Raw genomic sequence first — 20,088 nt, 5'->3', positions numbered from 1 at the left:
TTTCCAGTCTAATCGCAATAATGAAGTATAACGATGTAATTATATGGTATTTCGAATGAAAAGAAAAGACACTCAATGAGTGCCTTCCTTGTTAGGATTAAAATCATTTCGTACAGAAACCTTGATTTTGAGAGGTATCGAAGCTATGTATATGATGAAAAAAGGACAACTTGTTTTACCGGATAAGTCTGTCCAAGACCAGAAAGAATTTATTCATAAATTGCTTGGCTTAGCTTCATAAGAGGGAAATGTAGAGGAATTTGCGACTCTATGTTTCTCACTAACATTTTTGTACCAGAACCAAACTGTTTATAAAGTAAGAGGAAGATAAAATTACAGAATATAAATAAAATTAGGTAAACAAAACAAATGATGGTAGAATATGGTTGTGTTGTTCGGGTCACTGTTTAGCACACTGAGAAAATAATCAACAAATCTGGCTTTAAAGGGGGAATTAATTTGGAAAGAAGAAGTCATAGAATTATTCATCATTTTCGAAGTTTATTAGTTATAAGCCTATGTTTCTTTCTAGTATTTTTGGGTGGTAATAATTCAAAGGCTGAAACAGTTTCTTCTATAGCGTTAAATGCTAAAGATGTAGAAGCTTTCACAAATAAAGTCATCCCAGAGAAAATGAAAGCAGAAAATGCGCCTGGTGTAGCTATTGTCGTTGTCAAAGATAATCAGATTCTATTTCAAAAAGGATACGGTTTTTCCAACAAAGAAAAGAATATTCCCATCGATCCTAAAAAAACAGTTTTTCGATTAGCGTCAGTATCAAAGGTTTTTACTGCTAGTGCTGTAATGCAGTTAGTTGAACAAGGAAAAATTGATTTAAATACAGATATAGTAAATTATATGGGGGGATTGAAGTACCAAAATAATGTGGGTGAACCAGTTACAATGAAACATTTACTTACCCATACAACAGGTTTTGATGACGTGGATCCTAGACCGGGGGATATTCATGATCAAATAAATGACTATACAAAACTTAAAGATTATGTAGAAGAAAATATGCCCACAGTAGTGAGGAAACCAGGAGATACGTATACATATGATAATTTTGCTTCTATGCTTCAAGGATATATTGTTCAAAATTTGACAGATACACCTTTTTATAAATATATGGCAAAAAATATTTTTTACCCTTTAGAGATGCAAAATAGTAGTTTTGTTATGACTAGTTTTATTAAGGATAAGCTTGCAACAGGATACGATAAAAAAGGCGATGCCATCCCATTTTATCAAACAAGACCGACGGACATGCCACAAGGGAGTATGTTTTCTACAGGAAGTGACGTAGCCAATTTTATGATTGCTCAATTGAATGGTGGTAAATTCAAAAGTAAACAAATACTAAAAGCAGAAACTGTTCAAGATATGCAAAAAACAAAATTTGCGTTGCATCCAAAATATCCAAATATGGCATATGGATTTGAATTCTTTTCACCGCAAAGCCATAATGGTCAATATGTTTTTGGGAAAGGTGGAAATATACCAGGGTTCTCTTCTTTAATGTGGTTAATTCCTGAACATAAAATAGGTGTTTTTGTTGTCACGAATAAAGATGCTTCATCACTCCCTTATGAATTATTTGATGAATTTATGAATCACTATTTTCCAGATAAAACGAAGCCAGAGTATTTAAAACCTAGCGAGGAAGAGTTAAAGAAATTTGAAGGTGTGTACCGTGATTTGCGGGTGAAAAACCTTATTACACATGTAAAAATAAGTGAAGGAAAGTTATTTGTAGCTGATAAAAGATATGGTAAACAGGAATTAAAACAAATAGATCCTTTACTATTCGAAGATGAAAAGGGTAATTACATGGCGTTTAAACTTAACAAAGATGGTACTGTAAAAGAAATGATACATTGGAACTCTGGTAGTTCAGCGGTGAAATTGAGTGAACCTAAGAGATTTCAAGATGTAGAGGTGAATCATCCATATGCTAAATTTATAGATCCTTTACATCAATATGATATATTAAAAGCAAATAAGGAGGGGAATTTTGTTCCTGAAGCCCCTCTTACACGTGGAGAGTTTTCATATTGGTTATCTCAAATTGCGTACTTTGTACCACCTTCAAAAAAAGACCCTGTATTTTCTGATGTAAAGGGTCATCAGTATGCCTCTCATATTCAAAAGTTATATGAACTGGGTATTTTATACGAAAAAGAGGGAGAACAATTTTATCCAGATCGTGCTATTACTAGACAAGAAGCAGCATGGATTGCTTGGCATTATTTAGAGATGCTAGAGGCTCCACCTGCAGAAGCTATTTTAAAAGGAGAAACTGATGATTGGGCGATAGAGTCTGTGAAAAACATTGTAGGTCATCACTTAGTCGGACCAGAGGTTATATATAATGAAGATGGATCGGCAGATTATCTATCAAAACAAATAATGAAACGGCAAGAGGCAGCGGCTTTGTTATTTTATGTTATGTTAGGTAGTTAACTTGCCGAAAGAATAAGTAAATATCTTACTTGTTTTTTTGAATCGTAAATAAGGATGATATTAGAAAGTTTAATAAAGAAAATGAATAATTAATATGTTAAATAAAAGAACAAAATTTCTTGGAATTTTGTTCTTTTATTTGGTTTTGGAATTTAGATTAATGTAAATATTATGTTGTAGTTTTAATCAATGCGAATTTTTCTTTAATAATAATTATAAAGAGAACGGTTTGAACTGCCAAATGCTGTTGTGACAGGAATGTATGAAATCCTGCATATAGCGGAGGTAACGGAAAGTTGGTGAAATGTCGGCATAAATGACTTTCTGGGATTTGGTTACTGCTGATAATTAGAGCTTATGTAAACTCGATATGTATAGTGTATTCACTTAAAAAAACATTATCTAGCTCAAAATAAAGAAAATTTAATTATAAGAATAACTTGATAGAAAAACATGATATAATAAATAAGTCTAAAAATTATAAATTTAAAGATAATTAATGATAAGAGAGGCGTTCTTTATGGCGAACGTAAGGCCTTTTATCGGTAATGATTTTAAGGGAATAACACCTAATTAAAATAAATGGTATAGGTATTCCCTAAATTCGAAAGGGGAAAATTTATGATTAAAACCGCTGTGAAACTTGTAGAATTAAATGCAGAAAACTGGTATGAATGTTGTGAATTAGAGTTATCCGATGGACAAGCAGAATATATTGAACCAAATGCCATTTCAATAGCTCAATCAAAATTCGAACCAACTTTAAAACCTTATGCAATTTATTGCGAAGAAAAAGTGGTAGGGTTTTTAATGTTTAATTCTGAAATGGAAGAACTTGATGGATATTGGGTATATAGAATAATGATTGATAAGAAATTCCAAGGTAATGGTATAGGGAAAGCAGCAACTAATTTAATGATTGAAGAAATGACTAAATTACCAAATGCAAAAAAAATAGTAGTAGGTTATCATCCTGAAAATAAAGGGGCCCATTATTTGTATTCGAGTTTGGGTTTTGTTGATAATGGTGACAGGTTCGGTAAAGAAATGGCAGTTATAAGATATATAAATGACTAAGAAATCAATATAAAAAAAGAAAAACTCAGAGTGACATGTAGGGAAGGGTTTGCTTTTACTTCCGAAAACGAAGGTTATGTAATCAAGAACAAACAAAAAAAGGTGGGAATATATGTAATTAAAACTAGGAGAAACTTTAATATTTGAAAAAATATTAGTTCGTGTCGTTAAGATTACAAAAGAAAATATCACATTTGAAGTACTACATGGTGGATGCGAAGAAGATACAGGAGCAATCATGGAGTTTCCTCTATGGTACATAACAATGAATCAAGATCAGATAGAAAAATAAATAACTACCGATAACAATGATTATGTGAACGAAAAGTCCCTTCAGATTTTTTTGAGGGGACTTTTCTAGGTTTTTAGATGTATTGAGTTCTGATAAGTGGTGTTATGTTAATTGTTTTTAAAATTTCTTTCTTAGTTAAATTAGATTCTTTGCATGAGAATGAAACAATATAGCACATTAAAAACATTAAAGAAAATATAAACGTGTTACTTTACATTCTTGTGATAAGATTGCATAGTAATTTACTATAAAGTATTCATATTGATAGGATATTCTTATCAGAAGGAGAGTGGGGATTGTGAGAGAAACTTGTGTTCCGACCGGCGTAGAGCTAAAAAACACTGGTTTTGGATATACGTTATCCTTAATAGGTGGTAAATATAAAATGATTATTTTGTATTGGTTGTCTGAAAATAAGGTTATGAGGTTCAATGAGCTGAAGCGATGTATTGGGACTATTTCCTTTAAAACACTAAGTGTTATGTTAAAAGAGCTTGAGGAAGATGGTCTTATTATACGCAAAGAATTTCCCCAAATACCTCCAAAAGTTGAATATTCATTATCTGAACGTGGTTGTTCACTTATTCCATTGTTAGATATGATGTGCGAGTGGGGAGAGAAAAATAGTTTTCAAGCTCTAGAAGATGTAACAAAATAGGCATAGTGTAAAAAGGAAGTACCTTCTTGTTTAGAAGGTACTTCTTATTTTAACTTTTATAAAAGTTACCTATTACATATTATCAATGAAATTTAAATAATCTTGAGTACTTTTTTCTATTTCACTTACAGATGGCTCAAATTCTGCTCCATAAAACGCAAAGAACGAACGATAATCTGCTTTACAATAGATGGCTGTCGTCTCAAACGGACGCAATACTTGTTCAAGTGTATAATGGTAGCTTCCAGCTTCACTATAATCCACATTTTTGATCCCGGCAGATACCCCTAAAGCAACTTTACGATTCTTTAATTTATCCCCTTTTGAACCATAAGCCCATCCATAAAGGAAAACATCATCCAGCCACTTTTTTAAGAGAGGAGGACAGTTGAACCAATATACAGGAAATTGGAAAACAAGGTTCCCGTGAATTTCAACCAATTTTTGTTCTTTTTCCACATCTATGTTCTCATCAGGATAAACCTTATACAATTCGTGCACAGTATATTTTTCTGGATATTTTTTTAATTCTTCTACCCATCGCTTATTAACAACAGATGTTTCTAAACTAGGGTGTGTTACGATAACAAGAGTTTTCAATGTTTCTTCCTCCTTAGGCTGATTTCATTTTTATTGTAAAGTCCAAGCTAAAAATATGTAAGTACGCACTTTTATTACAGATACTTACATAAAGGTAAGTATCTCCAATTTGCAGTCTTTTTTTATCGTGCCGAATGGCCAATAAACTGATGAAAGGGAAAGAAGGCTGCATAAGATGTCTGCCCACGGTAAATTTTGTTACAATATCCCATGAAAACCAACGTTTGGAAAATGATGTATCACTATAACCTAGTTTTAGACGTATCCCGGCTGAACCCCATGTATTGCTGATAAAGTGTTTTTTTCTATGGATGTGTTCAGAAAATTGTATGTCTCTGGACACGTTAATATTGAACAAAGGGGGAGAAAAAGGAATGAAGGTTGGATTGGAGCTCCTCTTAAATCGAAAAATTCATAAAAAATGTCACCCATTCTAATCTAGCTTATTTAGAAAGGATAACGTTTTTTGTATTTGAGGGTATTAATTTTTCAAAAAGGATACATAACATAATATACTCACATTAACTATAAGCGCAAATATAGTCATAAAATCACTTAAAGGCATTAGCAGAAAGAAGAGTGAAAATATTGCGGAAACAAGTGGTATAAATTTTTGTGAATTACTTATCTCTTTATTTTTATGTAGTTGATAAGATTTTAAAAAAATGATTAATAAAACTAAAGATGTTACCAGTAATCCTAAATGTCCCCAACCATCTTCAATAAACCATGGTAAAAAGGGCATTCGTGATGTGAAAATAAATAAATTTAATATTAACATACTAATTATCCCAATATTTAAATAGCCGATAGTTGTGTTTTTTCTCATTTTAATCACCTTCCAAAGTGTTTTTTATTTATTTAAGATTTTTTATAGTATTAATTAGTAAGTTTTTCTATAAATCTATTGTAATGATTTTGTGACTTCTACAAATCTTTTTTCAATTTCATCTAATTCAAATGAACTACATAGCCTATGGTTTTCATTATTTAAAATTCGATAATGTTGTGAAAGAATATTTTGTTGTATTTTATAACCATTTAACTCCTTTATTTGTCGCCACCATAGTTTTCCTCCTAAGGTTTTTGGGAAATTATTATTATAATTTGTAAAAGCAATTGTTTTGATAATCTCGTTAATATCGTCTCCAAAAGTCATATGGATCATATCACTGTCTTCAAAAAGAGTGACCACACACACTGCACCTGTCCATGTGAGACTACGTCTTCCTTTTTCTATTTCTATTAAGGTTTTTTTTGATAAACCGATAATTTCAGACATTTTATCTTGTGATAAATCATTTTCAATACGAATTAGTTTTAACTTTTCATTTACTAATTGAATAAATTCTTGTTTATCCATATTACCACCTCTTTCTTAGTGTAATTTTACACTAAATGATACCTTTTATCTATATAAGTGTTATTTTTTACTATAGATTATCATTAAGTTGAAATTTTATAATGCCCCCACAACCAAAAATTAAAATCTTTTATAGCAATGAAGTTCATTTTTAGCATTTTGGGGTACTTTAAACTTTTAGCTTGATGGCGATGTGGTAACACCCCACATCCATCAACTTAAGATATATTTTTATATAAAACGCGGTCTTTTCACGTAGTATTTTATTATTGTTTATAGATGTTATAAAAGTAGGCATATCAAATAAACCCTAACGGGTTTGAATTTTTTTACTATGCTACCTGATGAGTAGAAGTGGTATACTCATAAACAACACCCAAAATATCAAAGACTGTCTTTTTCTCATATCGATGAGATTTTCGTCCGTTGTGCTGTAGGAGGTTAAACAGACGAAGGAGAACCTTTGATAATTCTTGGGTGTTTTTGTGTAATGCTTGGTAAAAAAGTGAAAAATAATCCTTAATTATGTACATCGCTTTATATTCACTTAGCTCTTTCTGTTTCTTACGTAACAGGAGTTCTCGCATTTTAAACATAGTAGAAGAACATAATAGAATACTAATGAGTTGCCCATAAAGGTGACATTCTAATCGCTCTTGTTTAATAGATTTACAACGATGGATTTAAAACCAAGATTTCCATATTTTAAATAACAGCTCAATTTGCCAACGTAGTGAATATAAATCATAAATTTTCTCTTTTGGTACCCATTCCATAGGAATGTTTGTCATATATACCGTAATACCTTGTAAAAGTTTCGTACGCTCTGTATATGTAATTCCTTTTTTCTTTTCGCGAATAGCTCGGTCACGTAAGCGTTTCTGTTTTTGCTCCTCGGTACATCTGTAAACTACAATACGAGTAGGCAGTTTGTCTTTACTCCCTACATATACATCATGTAATTCATACACTTGGCCAGGCTGCAATTGTTTCATGATATCTTCCAAATGAATTTGTATATATACTGGTTTTAATTGAGCGGGTTTTGTTTTAAATACCACTGTTTCAAATTCTTTTCTATATATTTTAGTTGGTAACTTAAGACGTGATAAATAATATCCCTGCTTATCTTGAATAGACTTAAAGTCTTGTAGACGAAAATATCCTAAGTCACGAATATATAGTTCATTCTTTTGTGCCATGCCTGATCGAGTCGCACTATATGCCTGATCACTTCGTTTTCCTGGTTCAATTTTCACATCAGAAAATTCTCCACTCAACAAGTCATACTCTAGTTGAATTTTCACACCAGCTGTATGACTACATCCTCCGGCACCAGGATAAGTAGTTGCGAATCGATCTGGAACTTGGAAGGTTGTAGAATCAAGGACGAGAATCCGCTCAAAATAAGAAGAAAGAGAATGAGAAATCTTAGATACTCCTTCAATTTTAGCTTGTAGAAGTGTAGTAAATACAGTTCGAAAGAAGGCTACAGAAGCCGAGTTAAATCGCCGATTAAGTCCCTCAGGACTTAATAAAATTCCTGTTGAAGTTTCTAATTGACTACAAAGTTGAGTAAGAGAGGTAGTAGCGATTTGTTGATTTAACCATACACACAAAGATAAAAAGTGGTGCCCATGGCACTTACGTTTTCGTTTCATTCCGCCTGCGTCTATAGCTAATTGATTAAGTGTAGCGGGAGACATATAGCGATATAACTCTTCGGTAAATAAAGACAACTCTTGTTTTTGGTGCATATTCATAAAAAGCACGTCACCCTTTCTCATTAACATAAGAGAATAGTAACGTGCTTTTAACTTCAAGAATAGTCTAATTCCTTAAGTTGATGGATGTGGGGTACCGTCCCATGCCCATCAAGCTAAAGAATCCAAATCCCCCCATAACGAAAATTCTATTTATTTGAAGTAGCTTTGCTCATCTAAATTTGATATTATGTTCAAGCGCAAAATACATAAGGGGGATTAGGAATATGGAAAGACCAGTTGTTATTGAGGAGTATACACCGGATTGGGCACTACAATTTAAAGAAGAACAAAGGCTTCTAAAAGGTACAATGGGAGATAAAGCTATTACAATTGAACATATTGGAAGTACATCTGTTGAAGGATTAGGAGCTAAACCAATATTAGATATTATGATTGGAGTTCATAATTTAAAACAAGTAGATGAGTTTATTGAACCTTTAAAAAAGATTGCATATGAATATGTATTTCATAAAGAGTTTCCACACAGAAGGTTTTTTAGAAAGGGATTATGGAGAGCGGGAACACATCATTTGCACGTTTATGAACTAGGGAGTGAAGAATGGAACAGTAATATCTTATTTAGAGATTATCTAAAAAACCATCCTGATACACTCCAACAGTATTATCAATTAAAACAAAAATTAGCTGAAAAACATCATCATGATAGAGTCGCATATACAAATGAAAAAGCGCCATTTATAACAGATATTATTCAGAAAGCTAAAAATGAAATTAACTTCCGCTAACGAAAATCATGTAAATATATAAAGTTATCAAACGACTATATGAGGTACCGTCACATCGCCATAAAGATAAAGTTTTACACTATCCATTAAGTAAAAAAGACGTTATTCTTTTTGTAGAAATATACAGAAAGGATGGCGTTTTTGTATGAATCTATCGATTCAGGATGAGTTTCATTTGTTCGCTGAAGAACTACAGCGATATCTATCTCCTCATATTCTTCAACAACTTGCACAAGAGACAGGTTTTGTAAAACGTAAAAGTAAGTATGGTGCATGAGATTTGGCTGCTTTATGTATCTGGATTAGTCAAATAGAAGAAACTCATTCAAAATGGAAAAGTGGAGAAATAACTGCCGTTATGTTTATGGAAATGTTAGAACTGAGGAAAAACACGTTTTATAAAATAATGAAGGAATATGAAGAAGGAAAGTAGCATTGCTCCTATAATAAATGCTACTTTACCTCTAGTTGTAAGAACGCTGGTACTACCACATATAAAATGAAACAAAAAGCTAATTTTCTGTAAGCTGAAGTGAACCCGAATAGTGGTACATGAAAAAAACACCTCCTGAATTCGCATACTAAGTATGCAAATTCAATGGAGGTGTTTTTGGTTTGAAAACAAGAGTTCATTATCCAGAAGAAGTAAAGTGGAAAGTCATTGAAATGAAAAAGGATGGGTATTCCAATCAGACCATTATGGAGAAGCTTGGAATTAAAAATGTTTCCCAAATTAAGACATGGATGAAATGGTATCGCACCGATCAAACGTACCGTTTTCAACAACCTGTAGGAAAACAATATTCCTATGGCAAAGGGCCAAAAGAGTTAAATGAATTGGAACAGCTACGGTTAGAAAATAAACAGTTAAAAACAAAATTACTTATATGGGGAAAGTATCTGGAAATCGAAAGGAGTTGAACCCGGAAACTGTAGTTACTTTATGGAACGATTCTAAAACAAAAATAACGGTAAAAGAATTGTGTAATGTATTAGAATTACCCCGTTCCATATTTTATCGCTGGTTACAACGAACAGAAGACCTTAGAAATGATATAGAAGAGAAAATAAAGGACGTTTGTCTTAGGCATAAATTACGGTATGGATATCGAAGAGTGACCGCTACTCTTCGAAAAATGGGGCTGTGTGTCAATCATAAAAAAGTATTACGAATCATGAGACAAAATCAGATTCTCTCAAAAGTGCGTCGAAAGAAAAAGAAATATATCAATGGTGCGGAACCAGTGGTAGCTCCTCATCGATTGGAACGTCAATTCGATGCATCCGCACCAAATGAAAAGTGGTTTACGGATGTGACGTATCTATTATTTGGAGAGCGTACCTTGTATTTATCAACGATTATGGATGCCTTTAATCGTGAAATTATTAGTTATGTCATCAGCGAGTCCCAAGCACTACCATTAGCAATGAAGACATTAAAACATGCAATGCGAGGGCGAAAAGTAAAAGATGTCCTTCTTCACTCAGATCAAGGAAGTATTTATACAGCGAAGGAATTTCAAGCGTATGCCAAAGAAAACGGCATTATCACCAGCATGTCCCGGAGAGGAAATTGCCATGATAATGCCGTCATGGAAAGCTTCTTTGGTCATTTGAAAAGTGAAGCTTTCAATTCACAAGAGATAACAAAAGTATCCAACACAACTGTGCGAAAGATTGTGCTAGAATACATTCATTACTACAATTGTGTGCGAATTCAAGAAAAATTAAACCACCTATCCCCTAAAGAATTTAGGGAACAAGTGGTTTAGGTGTTTTGATAGGTATCCCGTTTTCGGGGTTCACTTCAAAGCAAAGGAAATTGGCTTTTTGTTTAGAGGAGTTAGTTATTTTCACCTAAAAAAAATAACCATGGAAATAAAATACAGTTTATGACCCGTTTTTACACGTATCTCGGCTGAATCCCAACTTATAGGGAATTGGCGCTTTTTACTTTAGACTCCTATTATAGGTATTAGACAAGTTTGAATTTGTTAGCGATAGGATAATGCTTGTTTCCCTAATGCATCCCAAGATTGAATGAAAGTTTCTTGATTCACCTTATACGCTTTTTTTCCACTTAAAGGATCATTAATATAAATGTACCCATCCTCAAAACCTATAAGTACAACAGCGTGTAAATCCAGAGGAGCTGTGATTTGTTTGTTCTCATGTTTCCAAGATTCCCATCTATCCGGAACTTTGTAATCTCCTGTCGTCCAAACCACTACAGGTTTACCTATTTTAATTTGAGCTAATACATCATTAAAATTTTTTCCTGTTAAGTTCACGGTACGATTGGGAAGGTACTGTTCCATCAATTCTTGTAGCGGTTGGACGTAAACAGCATATCCTTTATTTTTACCCGTTATATCTCCAACGAATCCTTCTTTGGGATCTCCCCATCGAGTAATGTCTCCGTTTTTACTCATAGACAGAGGGGCATTATCTTTTTTGATACTATTAGCTAACTGCATTTTATTCACTTTAATACCAGCGTGCTGTAATACCATCGCCAAGCTCGTAACTTCGCAGCCATATTTCAGTTCAGGTTTTTGTGATATTAATGGCACATCTAAAATGACCTTTTCTTGGGATGATGGAGCTGGTGATTGTTGTGGTTTGTTTTGAGAAGTTAGTTGTTTTACATTTTTCGTTAATCCCCTATCTTCATATCCAACACTAGATTCATGCTTTTTAACGAGAGGTTGTTTAGCAGAGCAGCCTGTTAAAATTGAAAATAGGATATACAAAGTTAGAAGTCTTTTCATATTATTCACCTTCTTTATGTAGTTCAATACATATGTCATAATATCTCATTAAATATCGTTTTTTATTAATTATGTTCTTTAATTCCCTGTAAAAATATTTAATATTTATGTGGCCGATATTGGTATACAACTCAGGTGCGTGTGAAAATGGGTCGTATACAATATTTAATGAATAACAACTTACAATTTTCAAATGTTTTTATTGAAAATTGTAAGTTCTAGAAGTATCATATACATATTCAAACATTTGAAGATGTATATGATACTTTTTTACTAAAAATAAGTACTAGAGGTGTTTTAATGGGAAATGAAATGCAACAATTTAAAGCCGATTTTTTTAAAGCCTTATCACATCCTTTGCGAATAGGTATTCTAGAATTATTGTCAGAGGGTGAAAGAAGTGTAAATGAAATTCAAAATATCCTTAACAAGGAAGGTTCAGCTGTTTCTCAACAATTAAGTGTTCTACGTTCAAAAAACATTGTTGTTGGTACTAAAGATGGAAAACGAGTTTTATATTCTCTACGAGACCCTATGATTGTTGATTTACTAGTAGTTGCACGGAAAATTTTTAACAACCATTTAATCGATACGATTTCAATGTTAGAAGAACTAGATGAAACAGAACTTGAAACGATAGTTAAGGAGGATTAGGTTGAGCATTGAAGTTAAGAAAGAAGATATCATTCAACATGGAATGGAAATATTTCGCTCAATAGGAGCTCATCGTGTTTGTAATGTTTGTATTGAAAGTGGGAATTCTTGTTGTTTTTCATGCCAGCATTTACAGGATGGAGTTGGATGTCAAAAAAGAAATACAGCTTGTACAGCTTGGTTATGCGGAATTCAGAGCTTTTTATTTAATGAAATAGGATTACTGGATGAATGGAATCGTTTTTGGAATGAAATTCCAGGTCGGATGTTTCGTAGAGATAGTACCCCGGACAAGGTATGGATTAAATCCTTAATAGATACACAGAATCTCGATAGTCGAGGTGGAGAACTTTTAGCAGAAATATTAAAATCCTATGTAGAAGAAGGAGGAGATATAGGTAAACTAGAACGTCATTTAAGCAAAACATATAACCAATATTAGGCTGATTTTCTTGTGTAAAGAGATAAAAATCGTCTGTATAAGACGTATGAGAAATGCTTTTGTAACTCTAATTTATCAAAAGAAAATATTCTTTCAGAAGAAGTAAGATTTATTATAAAAAGAAAAGAAGGGTTTGTAATGAGAGGGTTATTTACGGGAAGGTTTGAAGGGTATTCAGTGGGACATTTTCAAAAGGATCTTCTTTCAGGAATAATTGTTGGAGTCGTTGCAATTCCACTTGCTATGTCTTTTGCTATCGCTTCTGGGGTGAAGCCAGAGTACGGGATTTATACAACGTGTATTGCTGGGATTCTCACTTCGTTATTTGGTGGTTCGAAGTATCAAATTGGAGGGCCGACAGGTGCTTTTGTTCCAATTCTTTTAGGCATTGTTATTACCTATGGGTATGAAGATTTACTACTTGCTGGTTTGTTAGCCGGAATTATCCTATGTTTTATGGGGATTTTTAAACTAGGATCATTAATTAAGTTTATTCCACGTCCTGTAACGGTTGGTTTTACATCAGGTATTGCTGTTACTATTTTTACAGGACAACTTGCTGGCTTTTTGGGGCTGACAGGTATAAAAAAGCATGAGGAATTTATAGCAAATTTGAAGGAAATCTTTATCCATATTGATACCATCAATTTTTATAGTATTATAACTGCTTTGATTTGCCTTTTTGTGATATTGATAACACCAAAAATTTTACCAAAAGTTCCTGGGTCATTAGTAGGTATTGTTATTTCAACTGTAATTGCAACGGTATTTTTCTCAGGTCATGTACCTACGATCGGTACAGCATATGGTGCGATTCCGAATACACTTCCTCATTTTCATATTCCAGAAATCACATTGGAGCGTATACAACAGTTGATTGGTCCTGCATTTGTTATTGCTATGTTGGGTAGTATTGAATCTCTTTTATCCGCTGTCGTGGCAGATGGTATGACAAATAGTAAGCACAACAGTAACAAAGAGCTTATCGGTCAAGGAATTGCTAATATTTTTACACCTTTATTCGGAGGAATTCCGGCAACTGGAGCGATTGCCCGGACAGCAACTAATATTAGGAGTGGAGCAACTTCTCCGATGTCAGGTATTATTCATGGGGTGCTTGTTTTATTAACGCTTCTGCTGTTAGCTCCATCTGCTTCACATATTCCGCTTGCTAGTATGGCTCCCGTTTTAATGGTAGTAGCTTGGAATATGAGCGAACAAAAACATTTTGCTCACATCCTTAAAATGAAGACAGGGGATTCTCTTGTATTACTTGTAACATTTTTACTCACTGTATTTACTAGTTTGACAACAGCTGTGGAAATCGGTCTTATTTTAGCTGTTATTTTGTTTACAAAACGTATGAGTAATATGCTTGTCATATCTAAAGTGCTTCCTGATCATTCAAAAAAGAATGAAAAATTGTTACCGCATGTGGTAAATAAAGCTCATGATTGCCCACAAATTAGTATTTACACAATAGAAGGGCCATTATTTTTTGGGGCTGCTCAAACATTTGAACAAAACATTTTAGCAACCATTCATTATAAACCTAAAGTTTTAATTTTACGTATGGGAAAAGTTCCTTTTATTGATACAACAGGAGAGTCCTATTTTAGGAATATTGTCCAGCATTTTAAAAAGGAGGGTGGCGTACTTCTTGTTTCAGGAATTCAATCGGAGTTGAAAACAAATCTAGCTAAAAATGGATTATACGCTGAAATTGGGGAAAAGAACTTTTTTGATCACACAGGGGACGCGATTAATCACTCTCTAGAGCACTTAGAGAAGAAAAAATGTATAGGGTGCAAACATTTTGCCTTTCACGAATGTACCGGGCTTTCTCAGCAAGGCCAGGACGTTAATAGAATAAATAATAAAACCAATGCATTAGATTTTTAAACAATTTATTTAACGTACAAAGTTTTTTTGATGTCTAAGAAAAAATTCATTATAAACCATGGGTACAAAGGAGAATGAACAATGTCTGAATTTAAAGATCAAGTATTAAATATTTTAGAAGAGGTATGTGAAAATGATATCGTAAAAGAGAACCCAGATATGCAATTATTTGAAGAAGGAATTCTAGATTCTTTCGCTACAGTATCTTTATTAGTAGAATTTCAAGAACGTTTAAACATCGAAGTGTCTATTTCTGACTTTGACCGTGATGAATGGGCAACACCGAACATGATCATTAAGAAACTGAAAGATATGCGATAAAAATAGATGCTTGAGACACAGATAAGAAAAGCTTCTTGAATTTTAAGTTCGTAATTGCTATTCTTACGAAGTTGTAAAAAGGAAATTGAAAAAATTGCTTATATATTAGAATGAATGATAACGAGTGGAGGAAATAAAAATATGTCTAATTTACCAAATTGCCCAAAATGTAATTCAGAATACACTTACGAAGATGGAAATCTTTTTGTCTGTCCAGAATGTGCTCATGAGTGGACTTTAGAAGCAGAAACTGAAAATAGTGAAGATACAAAAGTTATTAAAGATGCAAACGGAAATATCTTAAATGATGGTGATTCTGTAACAGTAATCAAAGATCTTAAAGTAAAAGGAACTTCATCGGTTGTGAAAATCGGTACAAAAGTAAAAAGTATCCGTTTAGTAGATGGAGACCATGATATTGATTGTAAAATTGACGGTTTTGGAGCTATGAAATTAAAATCTGAATTTGTTAAAAAGGTTTAAATGTGGGTTTAAATGCAACAGAACTAATTTGAGTTAATTGTGTAAGGCCAATGGATGTACAACATTTTTAAGATAGAAATTAAATAACTTTTATAATAGAAAGACCTCATTCATGATAAGTATTCTTGAATGAGGTCTTTCTATTTTTTGAAAAATGATGCTGTAAATATACGATGAAACATAAGAACCGAAATTCCTTAACGTGAGTTTTATGACATTTGGTTAGCGCCTCTTTTTATATGGATAATTAATGTCCGCTAATGCTTATTGCGTGATTTGGTTCCATTGCTACACAGACCCCAATATAAAGAGAACAAATTACAAACTAAATAAAGCATAAGAGCCGAATATTCCTTAGAGTAGGAAATTCGGCTCATTTTATGTCGAAATTTGCTTAGCGTATATTTTCGTTAAAATGTGGGCGGTACCCCTTCTATAACTCTGTAAGCAATTCAAGTGGAAGATTTCAAATTAAAACTAGAATGAGTTTTTTCTAGAGAATTTTCATTAAGAATAAGCTCCTTATATTTCATGTTGCATAAAATACCATATGAATTTATGGGAGGTAATACAATGTATTATATGGATTTTAACCAATACAATAGATATTCTAATACATTGATTAAAGATATTGAGAAAGCAATAGATGGAGAATATAGTGCAATAAACTGTTATGAAAAATTAGCCAGCATGGCGCCGAACCAGGCAGAGCAAAAACAAATTATTGAAATTCGCAATGATGAAATAAGACATTTTCAGCATTTTGTACAGATTTATATTCATCTAACTGGGCAACAACCTAAACCACAAATAACTGAAGAATGTCCAAATATGTATTTGCCAGGATTAGAGTTTGCTATACAAGATGAGCAAAAAACTGTAGATTTTTACCTAGATATTGCAGATGAAACATCGGATGCACACATTAAAAAAATTTTACAAAGAGCGGCTGCAGATGAACAAAATCATGCAGTTTGGTTTCTTTACTATTTTACGAAATTAAAGTGAATTGTGGAAATTCGACTTATAAGGTTTGAGTCGGATTTTTTAACGCATTATCCGAAAGAATTCTCCTTCCTCAAGCGTGTGAAGGGCGATAGTCCAACGGTAGGTGGGAGATGAATTTCGGTTTGGCGTAGCCAAAAAGAACTTGGCTTTGCTTTTTATTTTGTCTCCGATATAATCAGTCTTATAAAATATAAAGGTTGGTATAACAGTGAAATTAGATAGTAATAATCATTCTGTGTTCTTATTATGTTACCAATTTGTATTAGTCGTGGAATACAGAAGAAATGTATTTGATCATGATATATCAGACTATGCAAAAGACATGTTTGTAGGATTATCTGAGAAGTACAATATAACATTGGTAGAATGGAATCATGATGTTGACCATGTACATATCTTGTTCAAGGCACATCCCAATACAGAAATGACAAAATTCATTAATGCTTACAAAAGTGCAAGTTCTCGACTAATTAAAAGAGATTTTCCACAAGTAAAAAAAGAAACTTTGGAAAGAGATGTTTTGGTCAAGAAGTTTTTGCTTACTAACTACTGGTGGTTCACCAATAGACGTAGTAAAGAAGTATATTGAAAATCAAGGTGAAAAGTGAGGTGAAATGATATGACCAAGCATAATAAGGCGTATAAATTTCGTTTGTATCCAACAGAAGAACAAGCATATCTTATGCGTAAAACCTTCGGTTGTGTACGCTTCGTGTATAACAAAATGTTAGCTGAACGTAAAGAAGTATACGAGAAGTACAAGGGGGACAAGAAAGAACTAAAGAAACAAAAATTCCCTACCCCTGCAAAATACAAAGCAGAATTTGAATGGTTGAAAGAAGTTGATTCATTAGCTTTGGCAAATGCTCAACTAAACTTGCAAACTGCCTATAAGAATTTCTTTAGTGGTCAAAATGACTTCCCAATATTCAAAAGCAAAAAAGATAGAAAGTCTTATACAACGAATGTAGTAAATGGAAATATTATGTTGCTTAATGGTCATATCAAATTACCGAAACTTAAAATGGTTCGTATCAAGCAACATAGAGAAATACCACAAGACCATATCATCAAATCATGCACGATTTCCATGACACCAGCTGGTAAATATTATGTGTCCATCTTGACTGAATATGAAAAAGAAATCGTTCAAAAAGAAGTGGAAACTGTGGTTGGATTAGACTTTGCAATGGTTGAATTGTACGTTAGTAGTGAAGATGAGAAAGCCAATTATCCTCGTTTCTATCGTCAAATGTTAGACCAATTAACAAAAGCACAACGAGTATTAGCAAGACGTATCAAAGATTCAGAGCGTTGGAAAAAACAACGGATTCGTGTAGCAAAATTACATGAAAAGGTTGCAAATCAACGTAAGAATTTCCTTCATCACAAGTCTAAGGAGTTAGCAACTAAGTTCGATGTTGTAGCAACAGAAGACTTGAATATGAAAGGAATGTCACAAGCACTTAACTTTGGTAAAAGCGTTGCTGACAACGGTTGGAGGATGTTCACGACATTTTTGGCATATAAGCTACGAGAACAAGGAAAACAACTTGTAAAAATAGATAAGTGGTTTCCTTCTACAAAGATGTGTAGTAGTTGTGGAAACGTAAAGGATATGCCAATGTCTATTCGTACTTATGAGTGTTCTTGTGGGCTAACAATAAGTCGTGACTATAACTCCGCTATTAATATCAAAAATGAAGCCATACGCATATTAGCGTTAGCATAAATAGCAACAAAATAACCTTTGGAACAAGGGAGGTAGCTCGGCTGTCTTAGGACTAATTCGTTAGCTATCAAAAGTAACGACTAACCGAGAAGCCCCCACTTCAAGTAAGCTCGTAAGAGCTACTAAGTGGGGGGTAGTTCACAGATAAAGTATTGTATACATGTAAGTATGATTAAAAATGAAAAGTTGTAAATGCTAAATTTAATTAAATACGCCTTACTCTCTTTACCATTGGCCTGAATGAATAGTTTATAGGAGATTACACTGGCTAAAGATGCGATAATTGTTCCAAGCCCTCCAATATTTACTCCTAGTAATAAAGGTTTCCAATCAGAGGTAAAGTTTGATAGAAGAATTGAAGTAGGAAAATTGCTAATCAATTGACTCAAAAATATGGAACTAAAGAAGACTGAAGTATCTCCTCTTAAATTAGCGCGAGCAAATGTCTCCAGCGCATCGGAATGGGAAATGTTTCCGATAAAAATAAAAAAACAGACAAAGGTTATTAGAAGAAAGTAATCGATCTTAAATAGTAAGTTTCTATCTAAAGTAAATGCTGCCATCAATGTGACTATTAGCGCAATGTAATAATTAATGACACCAAAAATAGATGCAATGATAGTGATAAGTATCAAAATCCAGACGGTAGCTTTTTTTCGATTCTTCACGGTAATAACAGGTAGTTCTATTTTTAAATCTGTTTTTTGAAGTTTTTGAGTAAATATAAATAACAAACTGATTCCAAGTACAGCTAAAAGCAGGATTGAGCCTAAAAATGGGATGAGCTTAATTCCATAGTAAGAATATAGGTATAAATTTTGTGGGTTTCCCATAGGCATCAAGCTACTGCCGATGTTTGCCGCAATTGTCTGTAGGATGATTGTATCCATCATGTTCATTTGTGTTTTTTTACTAATGACAAGTGTTATTGGTACGAAAGTGAGGAGAGCGACATCATTTGTTACAAACATGGAGCAAATAAAGCATAATAAAATTAGAATAATAGATATTGACCTGCTGTTATTGCATTTATTTAAAATAGCAACGGCAAGTTTGTCTAATATCTTTAGCTGTTCAAAGGCCTTAATGGCCACCATTAGATTAAATAAGCTAATTAACACTTCAAAGTTAATATATTCGATCTTTGGCGAATATATTAAGCAGCTTACAATTGCTAGTATCAGTGAAATGGTAAGTACTATATCCTTTTTTAAAAATTCGAATTTCATAAGGAGTCTTTTTTTATTTTGAACGAATACTATTTCTTTCACAATACACCACCTGTAATCTATGTTAGTAGAATGAAACGCAAGGGAAATATACATTTAATAATAGATATTCAACAAATCCTCTTATATTGCAATAAAATTAATAGCTTTTCTTATCAATTGGTTGTTCTAAAATTTGAAACTTAAATGGAAATAATATTAATAACGTTTTCAAAAAATAATAATATGAGTAGTTTTTTATTTGTGGAGCTGTCAAAAATCATATTTTTGGATAACTCGATATTGCTAGAAAAGAGGATGTCATAAGGTCTTAAATAAGAGTTTTGTAATGTTTCATCCCTTCAACAAAATCCTTTTTTGCTTAGTGTCTTTAATGTTGTAAACATGTGCAATATGGACGAATCCCACTAGGGGGATTAATTGAGAAAACAAATGTTTTTTGTATGATACCATAAATAAATTAAATGTTTTACTTTTTAAATATTCTTATAATATTCTATCGATTCTTGATTTCAAATACTTTATATGGAGTTCTAAAAGAGAAAAAGTATGCATGTTTTTATAAAGAAAATAGAGGCTTG

18 protein-coding genes and 4 pseudogenes are annotated in these 20,088 nt (G+C 32.8%); 16 read left to right on the top strand and 6 right to left on the bottom strand.

What is annotated here, in order from left to right; all coding sequences use genetic code 11:
- Positions 1-79 precede the first annotated feature (79 nt).
- The 4 genes and pseudogenes from CN373_RS07275 to CN373_RS07260 all read left to right on the top strand — a co-directional run.
- Positions 80-241 (top strand): annotated as a pseudogene (locus CN373_RS07275) (IS6 family transposase); the annotation flags it as partial.
- Positions 242-459: 218 nt separating this feature from the next.
- Positions 460-2,463: a serine hydrolase gene (locus tag CN373_RS07270; RefSeq protein WP_098359019.1), complete on the top strand. Its 2,004-nt coding sequence runs from the start codon at positions 460-462 to the stop codon at positions 2,461-2,463.
- Positions 2,464-3,084: 621 nt separating this feature from the next.
- Entirely contained in the window at positions 3,085-3,540 is a 456-nt protein-coding gene (locus CN373_RS07265; RefSeq protein WP_000597922.1) for a GNAT family N-acetyltransferase, read from the top strand.
- A gap of 590 nt (positions 3,541-4,130) precedes the next feature.
- The gene (locus CN373_RS07260; protein WP_001209317.1) at positions 4,131-4,490 is read left to right on the top strand and encodes a winged helix-turn-helix transcriptional regulator; all 360 of its coding nucleotides are present in this window, start codon (positions 4,131-4,133) and stop codon (positions 4,488-4,490) included.
- Positions 4,491-4,562: 72 nt separating this feature from the next.
- Here the strand turns inward: CN373_RS07260 and CN373_RS07255 are convergent, their stop codons facing one another.
- The 4 genes and pseudogenes from CN373_RS07255 to CN373_RS07240 form a co-directional block, all read right to left on the bottom strand.
- The gene (locus CN373_RS07255) at positions 4,563-5,090 is read right to left on the bottom strand and encodes an NAD(P)H-dependent oxidoreductase (protein ID WP_098359018.1); all 528 of its coding nucleotides are present in this window, start codon (positions 5,088-5,090) and stop codon (positions 4,563-4,565) included.
- Between the two features lie 481 nt (positions 5,091-5,571).
- Positions 5,572-5,919, bottom strand: coding sequence for a hypothetical protein (locus CN373_RS07250; RefSeq protein WP_001230960.1), 348 nt, complete (start codon positions 5,917-5,919; stop codon positions 5,572-5,574).
- Between the two features lie 75 nt (positions 5,920-5,994).
- Complete coding sequence (locus CN373_RS07245) at positions 5,995-6,453, bottom strand: helix-turn-helix transcriptional regulator (RefSeq protein ID WP_000360681.1); 459 nt, start codon at positions 6,451-6,453, stop codon at positions 5,995-5,997.
- A 332-nt stretch (positions 6,454-6,785) separates the two neighbouring features.
- Positions 6,786-8,216: pseudogene (locus CN373_RS07240) on the bottom strand (IS4 family transposase).
- 227 nt (positions 8,217-8,443) lie between these two features.
- Between CN373_RS07240 and CN373_RS07235 the strand changes: the two are divergent.
- From CN373_RS07235 to CN373_RS07225, 4 genes and pseudogenes are all read left to right on the top strand, one after another.
- Positions 8,444-8,965 (top strand): GrpB family protein, encoded by a 522-nt coding sequence (locus CN373_RS07235; protein ID WP_098359017.1) that lies wholly within the window; start codon positions 8,444-8,446, stop codon positions 8,963-8,965.
- Positions 8,966-9,110: 145 nt separating this feature from the next.
- The gene (locus tag CN373_RS26005) at positions 9,111-9,242 is read left to right on the top strand and encodes a hypothetical protein (RefSeq protein ID WP_001053938.1); all 132 of its coding nucleotides are present in this window, start codon (positions 9,111-9,113) and stop codon (positions 9,240-9,242) included.
- Positions 9,243-9,266: 24 nt separating this feature from the next.
- Positions 9,267-9,398: pseudogene (locus CN373_RS26145) on the top strand (integrase); the annotation flags it as partial.
- Positions 9,399-9,580: 182 nt separating this feature from the next.
- A protein-coding gene (locus CN373_RS07225) for an IS3 family transposase (protein ID WP_098359016.1) occupies positions 9,581-10,737 on the top strand; the annotation gives its coding sequence in 2 pieces (ribosomal slippage) (positions 9,581-9,830 and positions 9,830-10,737; 1,158 coding nt in all).
- Positions 10,738-10,959: 222 nt separating this feature from the next.
- Here the strand turns inward: CN373_RS07225 and CN373_RS07220 are convergent.
- Positions 10,960-11,736 carry a C39 family peptidase gene (locus CN373_RS07220; RefSeq protein ID WP_000826210.1) on the bottom strand — a complete coding sequence of 259 codons (777 nt, stop codon included), beginning with the start codon at positions 11,734-11,736 and terminating at the stop codon, positions 10,960-10,962.
- A gap of 300 nt (positions 11,737-12,036) precedes the next feature.
- On the opposite strand from CN373_RS07220, the gene CN373_RS07215 reads away from it, so the two are divergent.
- From CN373_RS07215 to CN373_RS07175, 8 genes and pseudogenes are all read left to right on the top strand, one after another.
- Positions 12,037-12,390, top strand: a complete 354-nt coding sequence (locus CN373_RS07215; protein ID WP_000526191.1) for an ArsR/SmtB family transcription factor — start codon at positions 12,037-12,039, stop codon at positions 12,388-12,390.
- Position 12,391: 1 nt separating this feature from the next.
- Positions 12,392-12,832, top strand: a complete 441-nt coding sequence (locus CN373_RS07210) for a hypothetical protein (protein ID WP_000021467.1) — start codon at positions 12,392-12,394, stop codon at positions 12,830-12,832.
- Between the two features lie 138 nt (positions 12,833-12,970).
- Entirely contained in the window at positions 12,971-14,734 is a 1,764-nt protein-coding gene (locus tag CN373_RS07205) for a SulP family inorganic anion transporter (RefSeq protein ID WP_001214624.1), read from the top strand.
- An 81-nt stretch (positions 14,735-14,815) separates the two neighbouring features.
- Positions 14,816-15,055 carry a D-alanine--poly(phosphoribitol) ligase subunit DltC gene (gene dltC, locus CN373_RS07200; RefSeq protein ID WP_001288601.1) on the top strand — a complete coding sequence of 80 codons (240 nt, stop codon included), beginning with the start codon at positions 14,816-14,818 and terminating at the stop codon, positions 15,053-15,055.
- A gap of 141 nt (positions 15,056-15,196) precedes the next feature.
- On the top strand, positions 15,197-15,538 hold the full coding sequence (locus tag CN373_RS07195; RefSeq protein WP_088059604.1) for a zinc ribbon domain-containing protein YjdM: 342 nt from the start codon (positions 15,197-15,199) through the stop codon (positions 15,536-15,538).
- A 573-nt stretch (positions 15,539-16,111) separates the two neighbouring features.
- A complete protein-coding gene (locus CN373_RS07190) occupies positions 16,112-16,546 on the top strand; it encodes a ferritin family protein (protein WP_000291655.1) in 435 nt (144 codons plus the stop codon).
- A 208-nt stretch (positions 16,547-16,754) separates the two neighbouring features.
- A pseudogene (gene tnpA, locus CN373_RS07180) lies at positions 16,755-17,154 on the top strand (IS200/IS605 family transposase).
- Positions 17,155-17,165: 11 nt separating this feature from the next.
- The gene (locus CN373_RS07175; RefSeq protein WP_000160669.1) at positions 17,166-18,278 is read left to right on the top strand and encodes an RNA-guided endonuclease TnpB family protein; all 1,113 of its coding nucleotides are present in this window, start codon (positions 17,166-17,168) and stop codon (positions 18,276-18,278) included.
- Positions 18,279-18,400: 122 nt separating this feature from the next.
- Here CN373_RS07175 and CN373_RS07170 read toward each other — a convergent pair whose 3' ends face one another.
- Positions 18,401-19,549, bottom strand: coding sequence for an anion transporter (locus tag CN373_RS07170; protein WP_000659268.1), 1,149 nt, complete (start codon positions 19,547-19,549; stop codon positions 18,401-18,403).
- Positions 19,550-20,088: the final 539 nt, after the last annotated feature.

This window comes from Bacillus cereus, assembly GCF_002561295.1.
Classification (GTDB): domain Bacteria; phylum Bacillota; class Bacilli; order Bacillales; family Bacillaceae_G; genus Bacillus_A; species Bacillus_A cereus_S.
The sequence above is the reverse complement of the archived record's forward strand: the minus strand, read 5'-3'. Positions and strand labels throughout refer to the sequence as shown.

Coding starts and splice junctions, on each gene's coding strand:
- CN373_RS07190 (WP_000291655.1), top strand. CDS start 16,112: ATGTATTATATGGATTTTAACCAATACAATAGATATTCTAATACATTG.
- CN373_RS07235 (WP_098359017.1), top strand. CDS start 8,444: ATGGAAAGACCAGTTGTTATTGAGGAGTATACACCGGATTGGGCACTA.
- CN373_RS26005 (WP_001053938.1), top strand. CDS start 9,111: ATGAATCTATCGATTCAGGATGAGTTTCATTTGTTCGCTGAAGAACTA.
- CN373_RS07205 (WP_001214624.1), top strand. CDS start 12,971: ATGAGAGGGTTATTTACGGGAAGGTTTGAAGGGTATTCAGTGGGACAT.
- CN373_RS07220 (WP_000826210.1), bottom strand. CDS start 11,736: ATGAAAAGACTTCTAACTTTGTATATCCTATTTTCAATTTTAACAGGC.
- CN373_RS07175 (WP_000160669.1), top strand. CDS start 17,166: ATGACCAAGCATAATAAGGCGTATAAATTTCGTTTGTATCCAACAGAA.
- CN373_RS07250 (WP_001230960.1), bottom strand. CDS start 5,919: ATGAGAAAAAACACAACTATCGGCTATTTAAATATTGGGATAATTAGT.
- CN373_RS07215 (WP_000526191.1), top strand. CDS start 12,037: ATGGGAAATGAAATGCAACAATTTAAAGCCGATTTTTTTAAAGCCTTA.
- CN373_RS07245 (WP_000360681.1), bottom strand. CDS start 6,453: ATGGATAAACAAGAATTTATTCAATTAGTAAATGAAAAGTTAAAACTA.
- CN373_RS07265 (WP_000597922.1), top strand. CDS start 3,085: ATGATTAAAACCGCTGTGAAACTTGTAGAATTAAATGCAGAAAACTGG.
- dltC (WP_001288601.1), top strand. CDS start 14,816: ATGTCTGAATTTAAAGATCAAGTATTAAATATTTTAGAAGAGGTATGT.
- CN373_RS07195 (WP_088059604.1), top strand. CDS start 15,197: ATGTCTAATTTACCAAATTGCCCAAAATGTAATTCAGAATACACTTAC.